The sequence below is a fragment of the Paenibacillus sp. FSL R7-0198 genome, assembly GCF_038000415.1.
Taxonomy (GTDB): Bacteria; Bacillota; Bacilli; order Paenibacillales; family Paenibacillaceae; genus Paenibacillus.
Window position 1 is genome coordinate 989,904 of record NZ_JBBOCB010000001.1, and the last position, 20,122, is coordinate 1,010,025.

Genomic DNA, 20,122 nt, shown 5'->3' on the forward strand with positions numbered 1-20,122 from the left:
GTAAGTATATTAAAATATGTTCAGGTATGATATTGACTATTCAGACTTTTTGCTATGGACGATCTTGCCATAACTTTAATATTTCATCCAACATAAGCTCATGGGTAAACGCGGTGTAGTCCAGCAGAACGCTCGACAAGAGGATATCCATTCTGCCCTTCTGTACCGCTAACAACGCAAGCCATTCTTCAGACTTCCGCACAGCAGACCATGTCTGCCTCGATGTCTCATCCTCACCCACAATCAGTAATATTCTTTCCACGTTGAGAACAGATAACTCCTTAATGGTCACTGTGCCCCGTTCCCAATAAGTCTCAGCTCCTTGGGGAGCTTCCATTTGCATATCAACGTAAAAAACGGAAGCAATGCTCCTTGGGCCTAACATCTGCAACGCTTCACCATGAACTTTGAGTACAACCAGCCTGTCTTTTCGTATGAAATCTGTAAGCTGATTCTTAATGATCTCTGCCTTCTCTTCATATCTTTGAAGCCACACCTCTGCAATATCCGACCTGTCCAAAAAACTTGCAACATATCTCAAATGCTCTCTCCAATCGCCTTTTTCCCACGGGAGGTCACACACAGGAGCAATGGAATGAAGCTGACTTTGCGAAGCCTCAGACTCCGTCCCCATCGTAATAATATAATCAGGCTTAACTAATTGAAGCTGTTCCAGCCAGGTGGTCTCACTCTCTGCAAGTGGCATAACTTTGTCCGTTTCATATTTACGTCTATAATAGTATGTCCACGGATGACTTGCCGGCGCGGCACATGGAATGATCTGCAAAGCAAGCAGTATACCAATGCTCAAAGAATGAAGTGCAGCAATTTTTTGTTTGCTATTACGTATAAACGCTGCTGGTGGAATGCCAGAGATTTGTTTGAATTTACGCCGGAAATACGTCTCATCCTGATAACCCACGTACGATGCCACATCCTTGAGTCGATAACTGTGATCATTTCTCATTAAGATCTGGGCTTGTTTAATTCGATATAGCGTTAAATAGTCCACTGGACTGTAACCATACCTTTTCTTGAATAAACGCATGAAATGTCGTGGGCTCATTCGCGCCACATTTGCTAATTCCTCAATGGTTAATCTCTTCGAATAATTCTGCTCCATGTAGCCTTTAACATGTTCAATTGGTGAAGCCAGATCCGTCTTTTCGGCACAGGCCACGTCGTAAAACATGGTATACAATAGTTCCTGAAAACGAATCTGACCATAGTACCTTTGCAAACCATCCTTCTTCAATGTGTGGTGGTAAATCATCTGACAGATCACGCCAACAGCAACGGGTGAAGATGAGTTGACCTCGCCGTTCACTTCATTACGTAAAAGTTGCTTCATCATTTCAAGGGCTGTTCCACCCTCCTGCTCCAGTGCGTACATGACATCAAAACTCATGTGATACACACCTCGTTCATCCAACGAATGCACATTTGCCTCAACCAGTTGCCCCGGGAAGCCTACATACAGTCCGCCCGCCTTCAATTCGATGAAACTGCCATCTATCTTTAACCACCCTTGCCCACTGGCTACAAATAATAACATGTATGTTTCAATGAAGTGTTTCCTCAGAAGCCACTCCGTCGCAGGATCACTCGTATAATTCACGTGAAGGAGCCTAAAATTCATATGATCCAGGTGATCCAAATGCTTTGAATTTATTTCGTTGTTGTCCATCTGCATTGATCTCCCTCCAGCCATGAACGATTGTATTGATTTCATTCTTCAAAAATATAACATACCACACTAACGAATAAAAAAAACACTCCGGCTATCCTCTAACCTGTCTTCAATGAATAAGATGCACTTATTATTGAAGGATCAGGCTAAAAAACACCAGAGTGTTATAAGTTCATATGTGTTCAGACGCTTAACAGGCGTCCGAAGGTTTCATCACAAAAATCTGTATTGAGCTTCTATTAATCCATTATAGACGCCTTGTTTTTGGATCAGTTGCTCATGGTTACCCTCTTCTTTAATTTCACCATGATCCAGGACGATAATGTTATCTGCATTCCGGATGGTTGAGAGACGGTGAGCGACCATAAAGGACGTTCTTCCCTGCAACAGCACCTTCAACGCTTCCTGGATTTTAAGCTCTGTCTCCGTATCAATACTGGCTGTAGCTTCATCCAGAATCAGTATGCGTGGATCAGCAAGCAGCGCACGGGCAAAGGATAACAGTTGTCGCTGTCCCATGGATAATACGTTCCCGCGTTCCTCTACTTCAGTATCATATCCGCCAGGCAGCTTCATGATGAACTCATGTGCATTGACTGCTTTGGCTGCATCCTCCACCTCTTCATTCGTTGCATCCAGTCGTCCAAATCGAATATTGTCACGAATCGTACCCGAGAAGATGAAGGTATCCTGTAATACAATGCTGATCTGGCTGCGTAAACTCTCTACTGTTACATCCCGCACATCCTGTCCGTCAATGGTGAGACGTCCGCCGGATATATCATAGAAACGACTGATCAGATTGATGATTGTACTTTTACCCGAGCCCGTATGACCAACAAGTGCAATCGATTGGCCCGCAGCCGCCGAGAAGCTGATTCCTTTCAGCGCCTGTCTGCCCTTCTCATATTCGAACACCACATTTTCGAATGCAATATCTCCTTTAATAGAAGGAAGTGGCTTGGCACCTGATTTATCCGCAATACTTGGTTTTTCATCCATGAATTCGAAGATACGCTCCGATGATGCCATTGCAACCAGCAACTGATTGTACATCTGTCCCAGACGGTTGATTGGGTCCCAGAAGTTGCCCACATAGTTGGCAAAGGCAACAAGTAATCCCACAGTCAATTGACCTTCCTGAATCAGATAAGCACCAAACCAGAAAAGGATTAATGTACCGAATCCGCCGGTAATCTCAATCAGCGGTCCAAAGCCCTGGTTCATCGCTGATGCTCTATCCCATGACTTTTTGCTGGACAGATTCATGTTGTCAAAGTATTTCATGTTCTCTTTTTCCTGGGTATAGGCCTGAGTCACTCGAATCCCCTGAATGGATTCATTCAAGTGGGAGTTAATCCGAGAGTTCTTCATGCGCACATCCTGCCAAGCCCGACGGATCAGCACCCGCAGTTTGGTCGAGATGATAAACATGATTGGCACCGTAATGATTACGGCAAGACCCAGTTTCCAGTTAATTAATAGCAAGATCACAATGATCCCGAGCAACTGTACGCAGTCGATCATGACGTTCACTGCACCATTGGTGAACAGATCCTGAAGGGAGTTAATATCATTCGTAACACGCACCAGTACGGAACCTGCCGGCCTTTTGTCAAAAAAGTTAAAGGACAGCTTCTGGATATGCTTGAACAGATCCGAGCGAAGATCATAAATAACGCGCTGTCCAATAATGTTCGTCAGTTTGATCCGGTACGTATTGGCTGCCCACTGAATCAGATACAACACAAATATGGAGCCTGCGATAAGATAAAGCATAGTCATGCTTGGTAACCCTGTTGCCGGTGCGATGGCCCGGTCAATCGCCAGACTGATCAGAAAAGGGACGGACAATTTCGTAATGGTACCCAAGATCATCATTAGAATAACAAGTGGTAACAGTTGTTTCGCATAAGGTTTCATGTATGCAAATAAACGTCCGAACTCTTTCCAGTTAAACGGTTTTTCAATAATTTCATCATCCTGATACACAAATCGTTCATTCAGTTTCTTCTCAGAGGCCACTTTGGCCTCGCGCCTGTCGGCTATCGTTTCGGCACTCATGAATTCACCTGCTCCCCAGCCTCCCGCTTACCGCGGGCAATATAATCTGCATATTGAATTTTATAAACATCCTGGTATGGTCCAGGCACTTCAATGAGTTCGGTATGTTTGCCCCGTTGTACCACGCGGCCTTCATCGAGCACCAGAATCTCATCTGCATGTCGTAGTGAAGATATCCGGTGTGCAATAATAAATGTCGTTCTGCCGCGCATAACTTCCTGGAAACCGGATTGAATCTCATGTTCCGTCTCCATATCCACGGCGCTGGTTGCATCATCAAGTACCAGAATTTTCGGATTTTTCAGCAAAGCCCTTGCGATCGCAATCCGCTGTTTCTGTCCACCCGATAATCCCATGCCGCGTTCACCTACTACCGTGTCATATCCGTCCGGGAACTCCATAATAAATTCATGAGCCTTGGCCAGCTTCGCTGCACGGATAATCTCATCCATGGTGACATTCTTAAGTCCGTAAGAAATGTTATTACGAATGCTGGATGAGAACAGGAATGTTTCCTGGAAAACAGAAGCGATCTGACTCCGCAAACTGCGAATGCCTATATCTTTGATGTTTTTGCCATCCAGCTTGATCGTTCCTGAGTTCACGTTATATGCACGCATCAGAAGCTGAATGATGGTTGATTTACCAGACCCTGTCCCCCCGAGGAAACCGATTACAGAACCGGGTGCAGCATCAAAATTAATATCGGTTACCGCTGGCATTTTGTTGCCGTAGGCAAAGGTAACGGATTCAAATGTCACATGGCCGTTCACCTGGTCTGCCTCCACAATGACCGGATCTTGCGTTTCTTCCACGTCCACTGGCGTATTGAGCAGTTCGAGCACCCGTTCACCTGAAGCTTTGGATTGCGTATAGTTGTTGATATGGAACCCAAGGTTCCACATTGGACCGATTATGTACCAGATCAAACTGAAAAAGGCAACGAGTTCACCGAGTGTCAGCGTCTTCTGTATAACCATTCTTCCACCAATCACCAGCAACAGCACGATACTCACCGAAGCAAGAATCTCCATGATCGGAAAATAACGACTCCACAATGTTGCAGCATGAATCTGATTTGTCTTGTAACGCTCATTACGTGTAGAGAATTTCTCCACTTCATAAGGCTCACGTGCAAAGGATTTTACAGTACGTACTCCAGTGATATTCTCCTGTACCGCTGTTGTCAGTGAACTGAGCGCCAGCCGCATCTCCTGAAACGCAGGGTGAATTTTGGATTCGAATCTCAGCGCAACGAAGGCAAGTAATGGGATGCATATGAGTGTGAACAGCGTAAGCTGCCAACTCATGGTCATCATCATGATTGCGCCGAATACGACCATCAAAACCATGTTGAGAATCTGGGCGAAACCAAATCCGATAAAGTTACGGATGGCTTCCAAATCTCCCGTGAGGCGGGACATCAGATCACCTGTCTTGGCCGTATCATAATAACGGAAGGATAAAAATTGAAGCTTTTCGTAACATGCGTTACGAAGTCTGTACGCCAGGAAGTTACCCAAGCGTCCTCCAAAAAAGCCGTGTAAAAACTGCATTCCCGCTTTCAAAATAACTACACCTAACACAGTCAAGGCAATTATGGGAACGTCTTCAAAAGTTCGCGGAACAATAACGTCATCAATCAGTATCCTCAGCATGTACGGATACACCAACCCAAGTGCGGTCGCTAAGGCGAGGAACAAGATTGATACAAATAAATACGTTCGCTTTTCCCAAAAAAAGGTTTGCAGTTGCCTAAGAACATCCATGTTTCTCCTCCTCTTATATCGTTCAAAAATACTATGAACATTTATGAAGTTTATCACCGTACCCCATTCGCGGCAAAGCGAATAACAGACCATATTCTGCCTGCTTTCAGCTTATTGACGCATTAACGAAGGTAAATACCCACCTTTCAATCAAATGTTTGAATATTCTCTTTATTTCAGGTTGTTCGTACCAAAAAAAGGCTCCCTATATGCCTTTTCGGCAGGGGCCTTTTTGGGTTGATTTTCGCAACATTTTCAATGTGTTGCTGTATCATTCATTTTGTTTTACAAAGACTTCCAGAGAATACGCGTTATGCCGCAATTTTAACTACGTTCAATCTGTTCCAGTTGGTTAGACAAGTTGGTCCATTGCTCCGCCGGAATTCCGCTCTCCAGTGTATCTTGAATTCCACTTACCGCCTCGTCCAGACGTTCTTCCAACTGACGGGATTGGTGTTGCAAGGATTGACAGAGCTGGTTGTCATAAAACTGAATCAGTTTGTCTTGCGCAGCAGGAAGAACTTCAATGATCATCTGTTTGAGGACAGGATCAAGTGCCTCCTGTAACCGCTGACGTCCATCCCCTTCGAAGAACTGTTTCGGATTGCGGAAATAATTCAAATAGCTTTTCCATCCAGACGGTTCTTCCAGACGAACTTCTTCAAGCACAGGTGTACTCCAGCGTTCGTTCAGTGGCAGTGACACATCCACGCCTCCAGATAACTGTCTCACCTCGTCTATACAATCCGTAATTTGCTTCATCAGCCAGGTCTGACCTGCCTGTTCAAGTCTGAGGGTGGTAGCAAGCAGTTCCTGCTCCAGTTCAATCGCAATCATGCGTAACAGTTCACGTCCACAGGCTGCAAAAGCCGTCTTCAAATTGCCCCGATCCTCCCGAAGTACGGAAGGATGGAATGCTTCTGCCATGAATAGACCAAGGCGATAGGCAAGTCGCTGCCGCACATGGAACAGCAATTCTGCTGTTTCCTGTGACAGTTCTTCCTTCATGGATCTTGCTGCAAGTTGCTGTATGCGCTGGCGTGACTGTCCCTGGATCGTCTCCAGTTCATCCCGTCGTTGCTGCAATACTTCTTCGCCCTGAGCCGCATCCTCTGCACGCTTCTTCAGCCGCTGAATGACACGTGCCATCTCTTCGGAAGCGCCACCTGCGGCAAGATCGGCTAATTCTCTGCCTGCAAATTGATTGAACTCTTCCTCAAAACGGATAAAACCGGATTGCTCCAGCAGCTTCGAATCACCTGCCATCTTGCCTTCCATCGCCAGTATGCTGGATACCGGGAAGAGTCGTGGTGCCCGAATTCCATTACTGCGCAGTTGGGTACTCACATGATCGAGAACCTGCTCCAGTTCTTCCTCAGAGGAAGACAAGTCACTGGCATTCACAACAAAGAACATCTGATCCATGGCAGAACTATCCTTAACACGTCCCAACTGATTCAGGAACTGGCGATCTCCTTGGGAGAAAGCATGGTTGTAATACGTTACAAAAATGAGTGCATCCGCATTCTTCATATAATTGAAGGTTACACCCGTATGACGAGCATTCACGGAGTCTGCTCCTGGTGTGTCCACCAATACAATGCCTTGTTCAGTCACATCGCAACTGTAGTACAGATCAATACTGTCTACAAAACAGGACTTTTTCTCGTTTGCGACAAAGTCACGATAACCGTCCAGATCCACCAGCACATCCTGACCTAACTGGTCCGCGGTTTCTTCCCAGCCGGCTGCCGCTGCCTGCAAAAAGCTGTAATGCGGGCGCCCCGCCGGATGCACATCCTGTGGTGAGAGGGAGCGTACTCGCTTCTGCCACTCCGCTCCAGGCTCACCCAGTCCGAGCAATCGGAAGGAATAGGCGAGATCTTCCTTGAAAGCGTCCCGGGTCTTCATGCGGACCCGGGCTGTTCCATGCTCCGCGCCCCCGGCAGGAGCCATGATCCGGTTAATCGCCGCAGTTGTTGGATGCGGTGAGACGGGTAGTACGGCTTCGCCCAGCAACGCGTTGGCGAAGGAGGATTTGCCGGCGCTGAATGCTCCGAACAGCGCCAGAGTGAACGTGCCGCCCGCAAGCGAAGCCGCGCGTGCACGAAGATCCCGTACCGCCGACCCCATGGCGGGGTACGGCTCCACCAGCGCAGCAGCGGCTTCGAGCCGTGCCGCTGCTGCGTCCAGGCGTCGGCGGCGTTCAGCGCCTGCCGCCGACGATGGCCCAGGCACCGCCGCGGCTGCGTGCTGCTGCGGCGGTGCCTCTGGCGTCAGTGGCTGCGCAGCCACTGACGTTGACGTGCCCGCATGCGAACCGGGAGCTTCGCCCGGTTCAGGCACCGCGGGCACGTGCGGGCCCTTCACCTCCGGCAATAGCCCGGAGGGGAGGGGGCCCGCATCGGGCAGCAGGCTGCGCAGCCCTGCTGCCTCTGCGGCGGCGCTGCGCTGGAGCGCCGTGTAGCGCGCCGCCGCCGCGGATTGCGCCAGCAGCGCTGCGCGGCTGGCGTCCAGCGCCTGGAGCGCGGCTTCGCCTCGCGCGCCCAGCGCTTCCAGCATGCGGTCGGCCAGCATCATGGCCGACCTGCGATAGCGGGCCTCAATCTCGCCCCGCACATCTTTACTGAACTGAATCACATACTCTGGAGATACCTCAGCACTGGCACTGCGTTTCATCTCCAATAGTGCCTCATCTACAGCAGGCAGCTCCGTATTAAGCGCCTGCTCCCACTCTGCTCCCCATAGCTGATGGGATTCACCCAGCTGTCTAAGCATCGTACGAATATGTACCTCAACTTGTCCGGAAGCCTGATCCTGTAACAGTCTGACCAGCTCAGAAGCACGGCGTTGTTTCTCCTGCTCGGTTTTTCCACCTGAGAACAATAAACCTACCCTGAAACCTGGTTTGCGGCTCTCCAAATAGGCAGCAGCCGACGCACGAATATCCGCAGGTGTAAGATTTGCATTTGCCAGAAGAGGTTCAAGCTCCGCCCGGAATTTCTCGCGCACTCGCGAAGGCCCGTTACGAATGTCTGCTGCTTGTTGATCAAGAAGCTCCAGCTCTCGTTCCAAGCGTTCAATTCCTTCCTTGCCACCAATCTCATCCAGCAGGGAATTCTCTTCGTCTTCACGTTTCTCCGCTTCTCTCGTCAGGTGTTGCTCCGTTACATGACTGGCCGAACTTGCCAAACTGTGCGTAATTAACGCTTCCTTCTCTTGCATCATGTGTCCAATGAGTTCCGGAAGCACATCCCACTGGTTGTAGCGATGCTGCTTGTCGCGTAGGGAAGTAAACAACAGTCCGTCATATCTGACTTCCCAGGCTGCAAATATAGCTTCGACACCTTCGGTATATTGGTCAAAAGAAAGCTCACGTTCCCGATGCTTGTCGATCTGGTTCACGATCAAAAACAATGGTTTGCCCCAATCCGACAGACTCTTGGCAAATGAAAGATTCGTCTCGGACTGAACATGATTGTAGTCCATGACATAGAAGACCACATCCGCCAGATGGAGCGCGGAATGGGTCGCGAGACTATGTCCGCGATCTGTTGAATCCACACCTGGTGTATCCAGCAGGACAGCATCATCTTTCAGCAGCGGAATATCATCCCATACCTCAATTGAGCTGTACGCTCCGCCATTTTTGCAATACGCCTCCAATTCCTCTGGAGAAACTTCAAGTGTTCCTGCTCCATTGTCAGCGCTTACGTTTGGAGTAGTATAAATAAGCGCTCTTGGCTTACCATTACGTATGGATACCACATTTGCACTTGTTGGCACGGGACTTGAAGGCAGCACCCGCTTACCGCATAAACTGTTGATGAGACTCGATTTGCCTGCAGAGAAATGACCACAGAACGCAATCGTCAGATGTTTCATTTCCGCCTTGCTGATTAAATCCGTTATAGCCTGTACAGCCGTATGGTCCCCTGTCTGCTCCATCGCTTCACGCAGCGGAAGCAGAGGTTTGGCCATTTCTTTTGGGTAATCTGTTCTGGACATGACTGGCCTTCCCCCTGGCTCCTCTAATTTGACATCCGTTTCGACGTCTATCTCTTTTACAACATTTATTTTAACATTATCAAGTTTGAATTTGAACGGTTGGAATTGAATATACATAAATGAACGTATAAGTTCTATAATCTAAAAAAAATAAAACCGAACAAGTCGGTTTTATCTGTAATACGTTTTATACTCGGTATTTAGCAAATGCTTACGCCAAGTGTCTGTTGCATGAATGCGATGCGATCACCTTAACCACAACGATCCTCATGACATTAATACAACAGAACCAATAGTGTAATCACTTCTTATGAAACTGCGTTCTCCATGGAAGGCAGCAAGATTTCAAATACTTGTCCATGTTGCAGAATTGTAATGTCTCTGCCTTTGTCTCTCATAACAACAACTTCGGGTTTAACGGACATACGCTCCAGATAATGTTCAGGCACGTCGCCAGAGTGGCTTACTGTGATGCCTTCTACTTCTTTTTCTTCATTTTCAGCCATTTCCTGTTCAACGATTTGTTCAAAGATATCGGAGAAGGCCTCAAAATTGTCAGTGTACACGGAAATGCATTTCATGATTATTCATCCTTTTCTGCTCATTAATTTATTTTTCGTTTTCGGGTGGTGACACGTTCCTTATCTTTCCTGATTTGGGACGTTTTCATACGTTTTTTCCCTTCCCTGCATATGTCCAGCAATGGACAGATATGACACGCAGGGTTCTGTGCCTTGCAATGGTAGCGTCCAAAAAATATAAACCGGTGGTGAGTTAAAGTCCACTCGTCCCGGGGTACGCGCTTCATTAGTTTCTTTTCGACTTCAAGTACGGAGTCATCCCAACCTGCAAGCGCCAGCCGCTTGGATACACGTTCAACATGAGTATCTACCGCAATTGCCGGTACTCCAAACGCATTGGAAACAACTACATTCGCGGTTTTCCGCCCGACACCTGGTAGCGTCACAAGCTGATCATGTTCCTGCGGTACATCACCGCCATACTGCTCTATTAAAATTCGGCACATGTTCTGAATATGCTTGGCCTTGTTCCGGTACAAACCGATTCGCCGAATATCCTGTTCCAACTCTTCGAGAGGAACTGCCAGATAATCTGCTGGGCTTCTGTACTTCTGGAACAGATCTGCGGTTACCTTGTTCACCGTTTCATCGGTGCACTGGGCAGACAAAAGGACAGCTACCGTCAATTCAAATGCATTGCTGTGATTTAATTCGCAATGTGCATCAGGAAACATTGCTTCCATAGTTTCGAGTATATGTCTAACCGTCGCTGCATTCATGAAGAGCTACCTCCCACAAAATGACTCCACTCTGCGGAGCCTTACTTCGAAGCTTCATCCGAGTACTTTGCGGGGACCTCAAAAAGCTTGCAAAAAAAACGTCTTGATGCGGGAAAGATCCCGTATCAAGACGGTCATTCTTTTGATCCTCGAAAAGAAACGATTACTGTTTTTGAATCTCCAGAATAACATTGTTCAGGAGATACAATACAATATTATCATTATCTCTGAGAGATTGCACGCTTAAAGTATTGTCACCCTGGTGAACAAATACACTTGATCCGAGTGCAAAACGATAGTTCGTGTCTGCTGTCGTTTCCCGTTTAACCAAAATCTGGTTACCAACGCCATCATAAGACCAGAATTGTTTGCTCATGACAGTTAGTACTCTGAAGCGTGTGGAATTATCCGTATCTTTTGTCATTTCCACACGATCTCCAACCGTAAGACTAGTCAATGAAGTTAATGTAGAGCCAGATTTTACGACTTTAACAGAACCGCTAACAGGCACGGTTTCAGTCTGGCCGTTAAACTGCTTGAGCGTTACAGATGAAGCATCCACCGCTGTAACTTCAGCCAGCGTACGCTTCACAACTTGAACCGCTTTTGGCGTAGCTCCTTCAAACGTTACATTAATCAGGTTGCCTGCTGTCAGTTGTGAAGGCGTGATCGTCTGACCACTCTCTCCTGTCAGTACCGCTTGATCCACGTAGAACTGACTTGTCAACAGATCGGATTTTACTCGAATACGACTATTTGCTTCCAAGGCCACCACTTCGAATTGAGCCACAGTGTTCAGTGCAACCTTCTGCACGACATCCTGATTTGCTCCAAGCGTTACGGTAACTTTGTCACCAATCTTCAAATCTCCCAGACTTGCGCCGGATTTGTTATAAATCTCAACTGTAGGAACAGTAGAATAAGGCACTGTAATTGTCTGATTACCAGACAACAAGCTGATTTTCTTGCCAGAAGTATCAATGTTGCTGATCGTACCTTCATACTTGTAAATCACTTTAACGGACAATGCACGTGTTCCCACATAGGTCAGATCCAATTTGCGACCATCATTTAAGAGTGACTCCAGACCAGCCAGTGTAGGTTTGGTTGTATTATAATCCAGCTTGGTTTTCTCATCCAATGTAAATACAAACGGTTTTTTGTTGTTATCTAACACGGTAAGTAACTTTGTTTTACTGTTGTAAGACACAACCGTTACCCCGTTCATAGGTTCCATTTGACGTCCAATCACCTGAATACGCGTTACCTGGTCGTCAGAGTTCAATGTCAACTCCACCTGATCTCCGTTCGTTGCATCCGTGATGAGATCATTCAGCGTTGCATCCTGAATGCCATTGATAATGACTTCCGGCTTTTCAGTCAGCAATTTCGCCTCAAGGGAACCCCCTTCACGTTTGAACGTTAACGTGGACTGGTTACCACCAATCTCAACCAGTGTTCCGCGCACAGATTGCTCCATACCTTGAGACAACTCGATCGTTTGCACGATGCTGTCTTTCACGGTATATTTCACGGCACTGCCTGCTTTAAGCTCTGCCAGAGAGAGAATGCGGTCCTGGTAACGAATAATCAGATTGTCATTATACGTATATTGCTCTGTATTGCCCGCTGCGTTAACAAGCTTAATTGTTTTGCCAGAGGTAGACACTTCAGCGATTACGCCATTGTCACTCTTGTTAACAATGCCTGATTTCACACGAATAGCGACTGTTTTTTTGTCAGCTGAGAACGTCTCACGCTGAACTTCGATGATACTATCTGCCGTAATATCGGACAGTTTGATTGCATTACCATTCTGATCGATGAATGCAGTTGCCTCATCATAACTGTACGTTTCGTAATTCTCGCCCACAAAGATACCAATTTTATTACCAGACAATGAACGCGCAAACGTACCTTCCACGCTCTCCACCTGCGGTGTAGCATCAACAACTTCCACATAGGAAGCCACACCTGCCGAACCTACAACCATAACTTTCGTATATAGTTTTACATCTGTGGCGAAAGCACGAGTTTCACTGTCTTTCGTAAAGTAAGGCGTACTGCTGTTCACTGTGAAGTTAACGGCTTTGCCGTCCACAACCAGCGTGATCTGCCCATCTTTCAATCCAGTCACATAACCCGTGGATGTGTTCGGGTACTTCGTATCCGTTAACGATTCGCCACGACTGAAGAAGGTAGCGAGTTGAGCACGGGTTACGGAACCGGTTGGATTGAATTTGTTGCCTTCCACACCTTTGGCCAGATCCAGGCTAACAGCCAGATTGACATAACCTTTACCACTTTCGGAGATACTTGCATTATCAGCAAATCCGGTAGATTGATTGTTTTGTGCCTTTGCTTCAGCATCCTTGTCCAATGAACGGATTAACAATTTCGTAATCCATTCCCGTGAAGCCGGCTTTTGACCCCAGGAGGTCTTGGATACATCCACTGTTGATTCTTCCGTTTTGTCAATCAGTCCCAGTTGAAGTGCCAGCGCGACATATGGCTTGAAATAATTTCCCACTTCCATGTTTGTCGGTAATGCCGCAGCCGTGTCGGTATTCAACTGGCCCTCTTGATTCATAAAACGGATTGCCATCGTTACAGCTTCTTGCTGTGTTACCGCGTCTCCTGGACGGAACAGGCCGTTGTTACCGAGAAGAATACCTTGATATGCCAGTTTGTAGACATGTTTTTCAGCCCAGTATCCGACCTTGATGTCACTGAACAAACCAGTTGGTGCAGCCGTATTTGTTATTGCAGCAGTCTGACCCTGCCCTGTTTCTGTTGATTCTGCTGCCATGGCAGCTCCGCCGGCGCTAAGGGCCATCATGCCTGCAAGCACGGCTGATACTACTTTTTTAGAGTGTGATGGATTGTTATATTTAAAAGTCACCTATGATTCCCCTCTCTCATGTAAAACGACCCATATTCCGTGGATTCACGGTACAACAACATGCTGTACAGCCTATTCGGATCTTGTCATTGGATGTTCAAGATCCACATGGCCCATCAGACTCTCCGTCTGCTGACCATCCACCAGTAAATCAAGTGATTTTACTTCATCAAACTGGAAGAACGTTTGTTTTAGAGCATCCAGCGCATAAGATTCTCCACCTGCTCCAAGACGTGCCGTATCTGGCATATGAATATCCAGCGTAAGAGCTCCATCCTTGAACTGAACAGACTTCAATTCAATTTCTTTAGACCACAGCGGAACAAGCTTAGCGTCTTTGCTCTGTTGCAGTGATTCAAAGGCAGCTTTATATTTGGCATCATCCGATGCGTATGAAATCTCTGCCGCAGCTTTGTGCAACTCCAGTTCTTCTTCATCCGTATAGAATACAGTGATCGTTTTCTTTTCATTACTTTCGGAAGTTGGCGGCTTCTCCGTAGACGTTTCGCTTGGCGGAGTTGTTGTAGTTGTTTCCTCCGAGCTGCCTTCCGTCGATTCTGTAGGTGTTGTGTTCTCTTCAGGTTCAGCAGTTACCGGTTCGGTAATTGTTTCGCCTTCAACCTCGGTCACATTGTTTTCAGTTCCTGCGCCTTGCGTCTGATTCGGAGCAGCTGTTGGCTTGCTTCCACATCCAGCAGCAACTGCCATAACCGTTAGCAGCAAGGCTGCAATCCATATTTTCTTGTTCATTCTAACTCCGCCTCCTCAACATAAGGGCTTGTCCCTTATTTAATTCCCAGATACTCCTTGATTCCTGCAACAATCCCTTTGGCAACACTGTTCTGGAAACTCTCAGTGAACAAGGCTGCTTCGTCGCTCTTATTGCTAAGGAATCCACCTTCCAGCAGAACTGCTGGCATTGTCGTTTCACGGGTCACATGGAGACTTGCCGTTTTCACTCCACGATCTTTCAGTCCGGAAGACTGTAAAAGATACTTGTGCATCACTGTAGCAAGTGCTTTGCTGTTGGAGCGTGTATAGAATGTCTCTACACCGTTCGCAGCAGCAGGGCCACTGTTAGCGTGAATGGAGATGAAGATATCCGCTTTTATGTCTTGTGCAATCTTCACACGTTCTTTCAATGCCAAAAATGTATCATCGCTGCGCGTTAACACAACGTCAATTTTGGATTCTTTTTTCAACAAGGCTTCCACTTTCAGAGCCATTGCCAGATTGAAGTCTTTTTCACGTTTACCAGTTACACCGATTGCCCCAGGATCATGATCTCCGTGACCTGCATCGATAACGACAACTTTTTTGCCATTATTACCAACCGGAGGAGCAGGTGTACCACTTTGATTGTCGAGGTTAATCATAACCAGTCCGGAATCATTTTGCACACTGTACCCTTTTGAACTGGACAGATCTATTACAAAACGAATTGTAGATGGACTGTTGCTGTATAACGAGTAACGAATCTTCGACACATCCGGATAGCCGCTAACGACGAGTTGTCCATTCTGGTTGCTGTCTAGAGCCTGTCCTTCACTGAACGAATCAGCAAATGCGGTATTCGGCAAGTCTATAACGATTCGATCTGGTCCTGTCATCGTGAAGACGTTCGGCTTCGTACTTCCGCTTGTTGCAATCATGAAGCGGTTGTCGCTGAAGCTGATGCCGTTCACCAGTACAAGACCTTCCTGATCCGATCCTCCGCCATTATTGCCAGAGTTCGGAGGTGTGGTTGTCCCGTTTCCGGAACCTGAATTCTGGGTAACTAATGTTACCGTCTTCGTGGCATTGTTCCAACCCACCTTAAGACCCATTTCCTCACCAATAAATCGGAGAGGTACGAGCGTAGTACCATTTTTCACGAGTGGCGGGGCATCCAGGTTTACGTTACTGCCGTTCACCGTTGCCGTCTTCTGTCCAACAATCATCTGCATGGCAGTGTTGTCTTTGCTAATAGTCACCGTTTGCGTTTGCTGCTTCCACTCCACGCTATATCCAAGATTTTCGGACACAACCCGGATCGGAACCATCACCTTGCTGTTGATAATTTCCGCTTTTGTATCCGATGGCTGTACGATTTCTTTTCCGTCTAGGATAATTTTCGTGTCTGTTGCTGCGTGACTATAGCCCGGGAATACGAGCCCAAAGACAAATAACAGTACCAAAAAACCGAACTTCTTCATCCTTCACCCCTACCATTCTCATATTTTTTTGCCGCATGTTGTCATTTTCCAACTCCGACTGACCGCTTGGGCATTACCAGACACCTATTAGACGCCCCTCGCTCTTAAAAGTTGCGAATTTATTCCAACATAACAGAAAAAAAACGTTGTCAGATCAAGCTTTTTTTACATTTTAATGTCTTCTTTTTTCCTTATTTATCAAATATACATCTCTAAACAACGTACTACCCTAACCTTCATATTTGCGCACAATTCAATTTACAGTCCCAAAAATTCAACTATTCCGTCTACAATCGCCTGTGCACATTTGTCCTGGTATTCTTCCGTGAGCATAACTGCTTCATCTATAGGGTTACTTAAAAAACCAAGTTCAAGTAACACAGCAGGCATGGTTGTTTCACGCGTCACATGCAGACTAGCCGTTTTAACCCCACGATCCTTGAGTCCTGTTATCGGCAATACATATTTGTGAAGAGTATCAGCCAATGTCTTGCTTTCTTTACGACTGTAGAGCGTTTCAATACCGTTTGGTACCGGTGTAGTGAATTTGTTTCCATGAATGGACACAAAAACATCTGCCTGATTCAATTCAGCAATATCCACACGCTGTTTGAGCGAAAGTTCTGTATCATCCTGGCGTGTAATGACTGTTTGAATATTTGGGTATTTTTGAAGGATTGCCTGTACCTTCAGTCCTACAGCCAGATTGAAATCCTTCTCATAAGCTCCTGACAAACTCACTGCACCCGATTGACGACCACCATGTCCCGGATCAATGACCACAATCGTTTTACCATCATTCGTAGGTACTGCCGGTTGGCTTGTCGGTTCTCCACTCGTGGCTGTCAGGTCAACGAGCAAGACATTGTTATCTCCAACAGACCATTTGGCTGTAACCGTCTGATTCAGATCCAGAACGACACGCACGGTAGAAGGCGATTTACTGAACATGGCATACCGGACTTTGGAAACTAATGATGAATCCGTAACGAGAATCTGTCCACTGCCATCCACATTAGATGCTTGTCCCTGAATGAATTCCTGAGAGAATGTCGCCGATGGCAGATCAACAATAATTCGGTCTGGCCCACCAATACTGGATACTTTGGGGCTAATATTACCGTTTGTTGCTACAATCAAGCGATCTCCGCTGAAGCTGATGCCTTGAAGCTCTGTCAGACCATCCGGGACAGGTGCCTCAACGGGGTCACTGTCACCTTCCGTTCCAACTACGGGAGGAATACTAAATAGGCTTACTGTCTTGGTTCCATTGTCCCAACCAACACGCAGACCCATGCCTTCCCCGACAAAGCGTAACGGAACAAGCGTCGTTCCCTGTTTGATCAGTGGAGGCGAATCCAGATTCACCACGTTTCCATTCACTGTAGCTGCATCTTTGCCAGCCGTCATTAGAATCGTGCTGTTTCCTTTTTGAACCTGGACTGACTGGGTTGCTTTTTCCCATTTCACCTTATAACCCAGATTCTCGGATACAATTCGAATCGGAACCATAACCGTTTTTCCGATATTTTCAGCAGGTGCACCCCTCTGCTGATTAATGGTTACACCGTCGAGTACAATCGAGGGAGTGGTGTCTGCATGGGCCATGACTGGAAATAAACATAGGAACAGAAGAAAAACAACTGCTGCCGACCATTTTTTCATACCTCATCCACCATTCTTTTTGTCTTTTGAACATCCGACCTGATTCTCTGCACAGCATAACATCAATGAGCCTATGTAACCTTCCATAATCTACTAATCAGTTTATCAGATATTGTCCCTTCATCCGGTTACAACGTTGTCATATTCAGTCGGAAATAAGATAAAAAAGCAGATCACATTTAAGAACATAATCTCTTTTACATGAATGTGTATCGATTTCGTATCAGTGATGTCATAAATTGACGATATTCCATCTATTAATGTAACTTTAAAGTATACATATATCGGAATAGGAAGTATTACAAAAAAAAGCTTCTGTCTCACCGCTGGGAACAAGATCCCTTTGGCGAGGCAGAAGCTTTCTGCTATGCGATACTTTAACGATTAACCGAACAGTTTTGCCGCGTGGCGTTGTTCGTAAGCAGCGATTTCATCATCATGTTGAAGAGTCAGACCGATATCGTCCAATCCTTGCAACAAGAATTGGCGACGGTGCTCATCCAGATCAAAATCGATATGCAGTCCGTATGCATCAGTAATCGTTTTGTTTTCCAGATTTACATTCATCTCATAACCTTCATGTGTCGCTGTACGTTGGAACAAGTCTTCAACTTGCTCTTCTGACAACTTGATTGGCAAGATTCCGTTTTTAAAGCAGTTATTATAGAAAATATCTGCAAAAGATGGAGCGATGACACAACGGAATCCATAGTCCATAATTGCCCATGGCGCATGCTCACGGGAAGATCCACAGCCAAAGTTGGCACGTGAGATCAGGATCGATGCCCCTTCATAACGAGGTTTGTTCATTTCGAAGGAAGCATTGTTGTTCCCCTCTTCATCAAAACGCCATTCATAGAACAAAAATTGTCCAAATCCGGTACGTTCAATCCGTTTCAGGAACTGTTTTGGAATGATTGCGTCTGTATCTACATTGACCCGGTCTACCGGTGCAACGATGCCTTGTAATGTTTTGAATTCTTCCATATTAAACGTTCTCCCTTCTGTCTGTTATAGATTAGATCGCTGCTTCTGTTTTGAAATTCCAGTCCCGTACATCCACAAAGTGACCCTTAACCGCTGCAGCTGCTGCCATTGCCGGAGATACCAGATGCGTACGTCCTCCGCGTCCTTGGCGTCCTTCAAAGTTACGGTTGGAAGTCGAAGCGCAACGTTGTCCTGGCTTCAATACATCCGGGTTCATCGCCAGACACATACTGCATCCCGCATCACGCCATTCAAATCCGGCTTCCGTAAAGATTTTATCCAAACCTTCTTGTTCTGCTTGGATTTTAACTCGTCCTGAACCTGGTACAACAATTGCTGTAACCTGACTGGATACCGTGTGACCTTTAGCCACTTTTGCTGCTGCACGCAGATCTTCGATCCGACCATTGGTGCAAGAACCGATAAATACATAATCAATTGGAATCTCGGCGATTGGTGTTCCCGGTGCAAGTCCCATATATTCAAGCGCTTTTTCAGCCGCTTTACGTTCGTTTTCTGTTGGCAATTCAGCCGGAACAGGAACTTTCGAAGAAATATCGGTTCCCATGCCAGGGCTTGTTCCCCAAGTTACTTGCGGAATCAATGTCTCCACATCGATTTCAACCACATGGTCGAACTCGGCACCTTCATCGGTTACAAGCTGTTTCCAACCTTCTACAGCTTCATCGAATTTGGCATCCGCTGGTACGTATTCACGTCCACGCAGATATTCAAATGTTGTTTCATCCGGCGCGATCAGTCCTGCTCTTGCTCCACCTTCGATGGACATGTTGCAGACTGTCATACGCTCCTCCATGCTCAACTCACGGATGGATTCGCCTGTGTACTCAATAACATAACCTGTTGCAAAGTCTGTACCGTATTTGGCGATGACTGCGAGGATCATGTCTTTTGCGGTTACACCCGGGTTACGTTTGCCGACAAAACGAACTTCCATCGTTTTGGCTTTTGCTTGTTGCAAACATTGAGTTGCCATAACGTGCTCAACTTCACTTGTTCCGATTCCGAATGCCAGTGCGCCAAACGCACCGTGTGTGGACGTATGACTGTCACCACATACAATCGTTTTACCCGGGTGAGTCAGACCCAGTTCAGGTCCCATAACGTGTACAACGCCTTGATCAATCGTGTCCAGATCATACAATTTCACGCCGAAATCACGGCAGTTTTGCGAAAGTGTATCAATTTGTTGTTTGGAGATAGGATCTGTAATGTTGAAACGGTCTTTCGTTGGAACGTTGTGGTCCATTGTTGCAAATGTCAATTCAGGGCGACGAACTTTACGTCCGCTGAGACGAAGACCTTCAAATGCCTGCGGAGAAGTTACTTCGTGCACCAGATGCAGATCGATATACAGAATGCTTGGTTTGCCTTCTTCTTGATGAATTACGTGATTTTCCCAAATTTTCTCAAACATCGTTTTTTTACTCATCATTTTCACCTCATTATAAGTTCGGTCCTTGGAAGAGCCTCTGTTTTCTTTAAAAAGTGAAGCTCTTGAATGACATAAATATATCACCC

At 46.4% G+C, this 20,122-nt stretch carries 12 protein-coding genes; all 12 read right to left on the reverse strand.

Features of this window, described 5'->3' with window-relative positions; all coding sequences use genetic code 11:
• Nucleotides 1-52 precede the first annotated feature (52 nt).
• The 12 genes from MKY87_RS04075 to leuC all read right to left on the reverse strand — a co-directional run bounded on the left by MKY87_RS04075 (nt 53) and on the right by leuC (nt 20,033).
• Nucleotides 53-1,555 (reverse strand): AraC family transcriptional regulator, encoded by a 1,503-nt coding sequence (locus tag MKY87_RS04075; protein WP_340963056.1) that lies wholly within the window; start codon nt 1,553-1,555, stop codon nt 53-55.
• Between the two features lie 348 nt (nt 1,556-1,903).
• Entirely contained in the window at nt 1,904-3,754 is a 1,851-nt protein-coding gene (locus MKY87_RS04080) for an ABC transporter ATP-binding protein (protein WP_340963060.1), read from the reverse strand.
• A complete protein-coding gene (locus tag MKY87_RS04085; RefSeq protein WP_340914148.1) occupies nt 3,751-5,523 on the reverse strand; it encodes an ABC transporter ATP-binding protein in 1,773 nt (590 codons plus the stop codon). Before MKY87_RS04085 ends, MKY87_RS04080 begins: the two co-directional genes overlap by 4 nt.
• A 324-nt stretch (nt 5,524-5,847) precedes the next feature.
• Nucleotides 5,848-9,531: a dynamin family protein gene (locus MKY87_RS04090; protein WP_340963062.1), complete on the reverse strand. Its 3,684-nt coding sequence runs from the start codon at nt 9,529-9,531 to the stop codon at nt 5,848-5,850.
• A 308-nt stretch (nt 9,532-9,839) separates the two neighbouring features.
• Nucleotides 9,840-10,112, reverse strand: a complete 273-nt coding sequence (locus MKY87_RS04095) for a hypothetical protein (RefSeq protein ID WP_017687779.1) — start codon at nt 10,110-10,112, stop codon at nt 9,840-9,842.
• A gap of 23 nt (nt 10,113-10,135) precedes the next feature.
• The gene (nth, locus tag MKY87_RS04100) at nt 10,136-10,831 is read right to left on the reverse strand and encodes an endonuclease III (protein ID WP_036607558.1); all 696 of its coding nucleotides are present in this window, start codon (nt 10,829-10,831) and stop codon (nt 10,136-10,138) included.
• A gap of 163 nt (nt 10,832-10,994) precedes the next feature.
• On the reverse strand, nt 10,995-13,733 hold the full coding sequence (locus MKY87_RS04105; protein ID WP_340963065.1) for an S-layer homology domain-containing protein: 2,739 nt from the start codon (nt 13,731-13,733) through the stop codon (nt 10,995-10,997).
• Nucleotides 13,734-13,805: 72 nt separating this feature from the next.
• On the reverse strand, nt 13,806-14,483 hold the full coding sequence (locus MKY87_RS04110) for a GerMN domain-containing protein (protein WP_340963066.1): 678 nt from the start codon (nt 14,481-14,483) through the stop codon (nt 13,806-13,808).
• Nucleotides 14,484-14,518: 35 nt separating this feature from the next.
• Entirely contained in the window at nt 14,519-15,928 is a 1,410-nt protein-coding gene (locus tag MKY87_RS04115; protein WP_340963069.1) for an N-acetylmuramoyl-L-alanine amidase family protein, read from the reverse strand.
• 258 nt (nt 15,929-16,186) lie between these two features.
• Nucleotides 16,187-17,593 (reverse strand): N-acetylmuramoyl-L-alanine amidase family protein, encoded by a 1,407-nt coding sequence (locus MKY87_RS04120; protein ID WP_340963072.1) that lies wholly within the window; start codon nt 17,591-17,593, stop codon nt 16,187-16,189.
• A gap of 384 nt (nt 17,594-17,977) precedes the next feature.
• Nucleotides 17,978-18,580 (reverse strand): 3-isopropylmalate dehydratase small subunit, encoded by a 603-nt coding sequence (gene leuD / locus MKY87_RS04125; RefSeq protein WP_091028995.1) that lies wholly within the window; start codon nt 18,578-18,580, stop codon nt 17,978-17,980.
• Nucleotides 18,581-18,611: 31 nt separating this feature from the next.
• A complete protein-coding gene (leuC, locus tag MKY87_RS04130; protein WP_249912599.1) occupies nt 18,612-20,033 on the reverse strand; it encodes a 3-isopropylmalate dehydratase large subunit in 1,422 nt (473 codons plus the stop codon).
• Nucleotides 20,034-20,122 lie beyond the last annotated feature (89 nt).

Coding starts and splice junctions, on each gene's coding strand:
- MKY87_RS04075 (WP_340963056.1), bottom strand. CDS start 1,555: ATGTTATTATTTGTAGCCAGTGGGCAAGGGTGGTTAAAGATAGATGGC.
- MKY87_RS04080 (WP_340963060.1), bottom strand. CDS start 3,754: ATGAGTGCCGAAACGATAGCCGACAGGCGCGAGGCCAAAGTGGCCTCT.
- MKY87_RS04085 (WP_340914148.1), bottom strand. CDS start 5,523: ATGGATGTTCTTAGGCAACTGCAAACCTTTTTTTGGGAAAAGCGAACG.
- MKY87_RS04090 (WP_340963062.1), bottom strand. CDS start 9,531: ATGTCCAGAACAGATTACCCAAAAGAAATGGCCAAACCTCTGCTTCCG.
- MKY87_RS04095 (WP_017687779.1), bottom strand. CDS start 10,112: ATGAAATGCATTTCCGTGTACACTGACAATTTTGAGGCCTTCTCCGAT.
- nth (WP_036607558.1), bottom strand. CDS start 10,831: ATGAATGCAGCGACGGTTAGACATATACTCGAAACTATGGAAGCAATG.
- MKY87_RS04110 (WP_340963066.1), bottom strand. CDS start 14,483: ATGAACAAGAAAATATGGATTGCAGCCTTGCTGCTAACGGTTATGGCA.
- MKY87_RS04115 (WP_340963069.1), bottom strand. CDS start 15,928: ATGAAGAAGTTCGGTTTTTTGGTACTGTTATTTGTCTTTGGGCTCGTA.
- MKY87_RS04120 (WP_340963072.1), bottom strand. CDS start 17,593: ATGAAAAAATGGTCGGCAGCAGTTGTTTTTCTTCTGTTCCTATGTTTA.
- leuD (WP_091028995.1), bottom strand. CDS start 18,580: ATGGAAGAATTCAAAACATTACAAGGCATCGTTGCACCGGTAGACCGG.
- leuC (WP_249912599.1), bottom strand. CDS start 20,033: ATGAGTAAAAAAACGATGTTTGAGAAAATTTGGGAAAATCACGTAATT.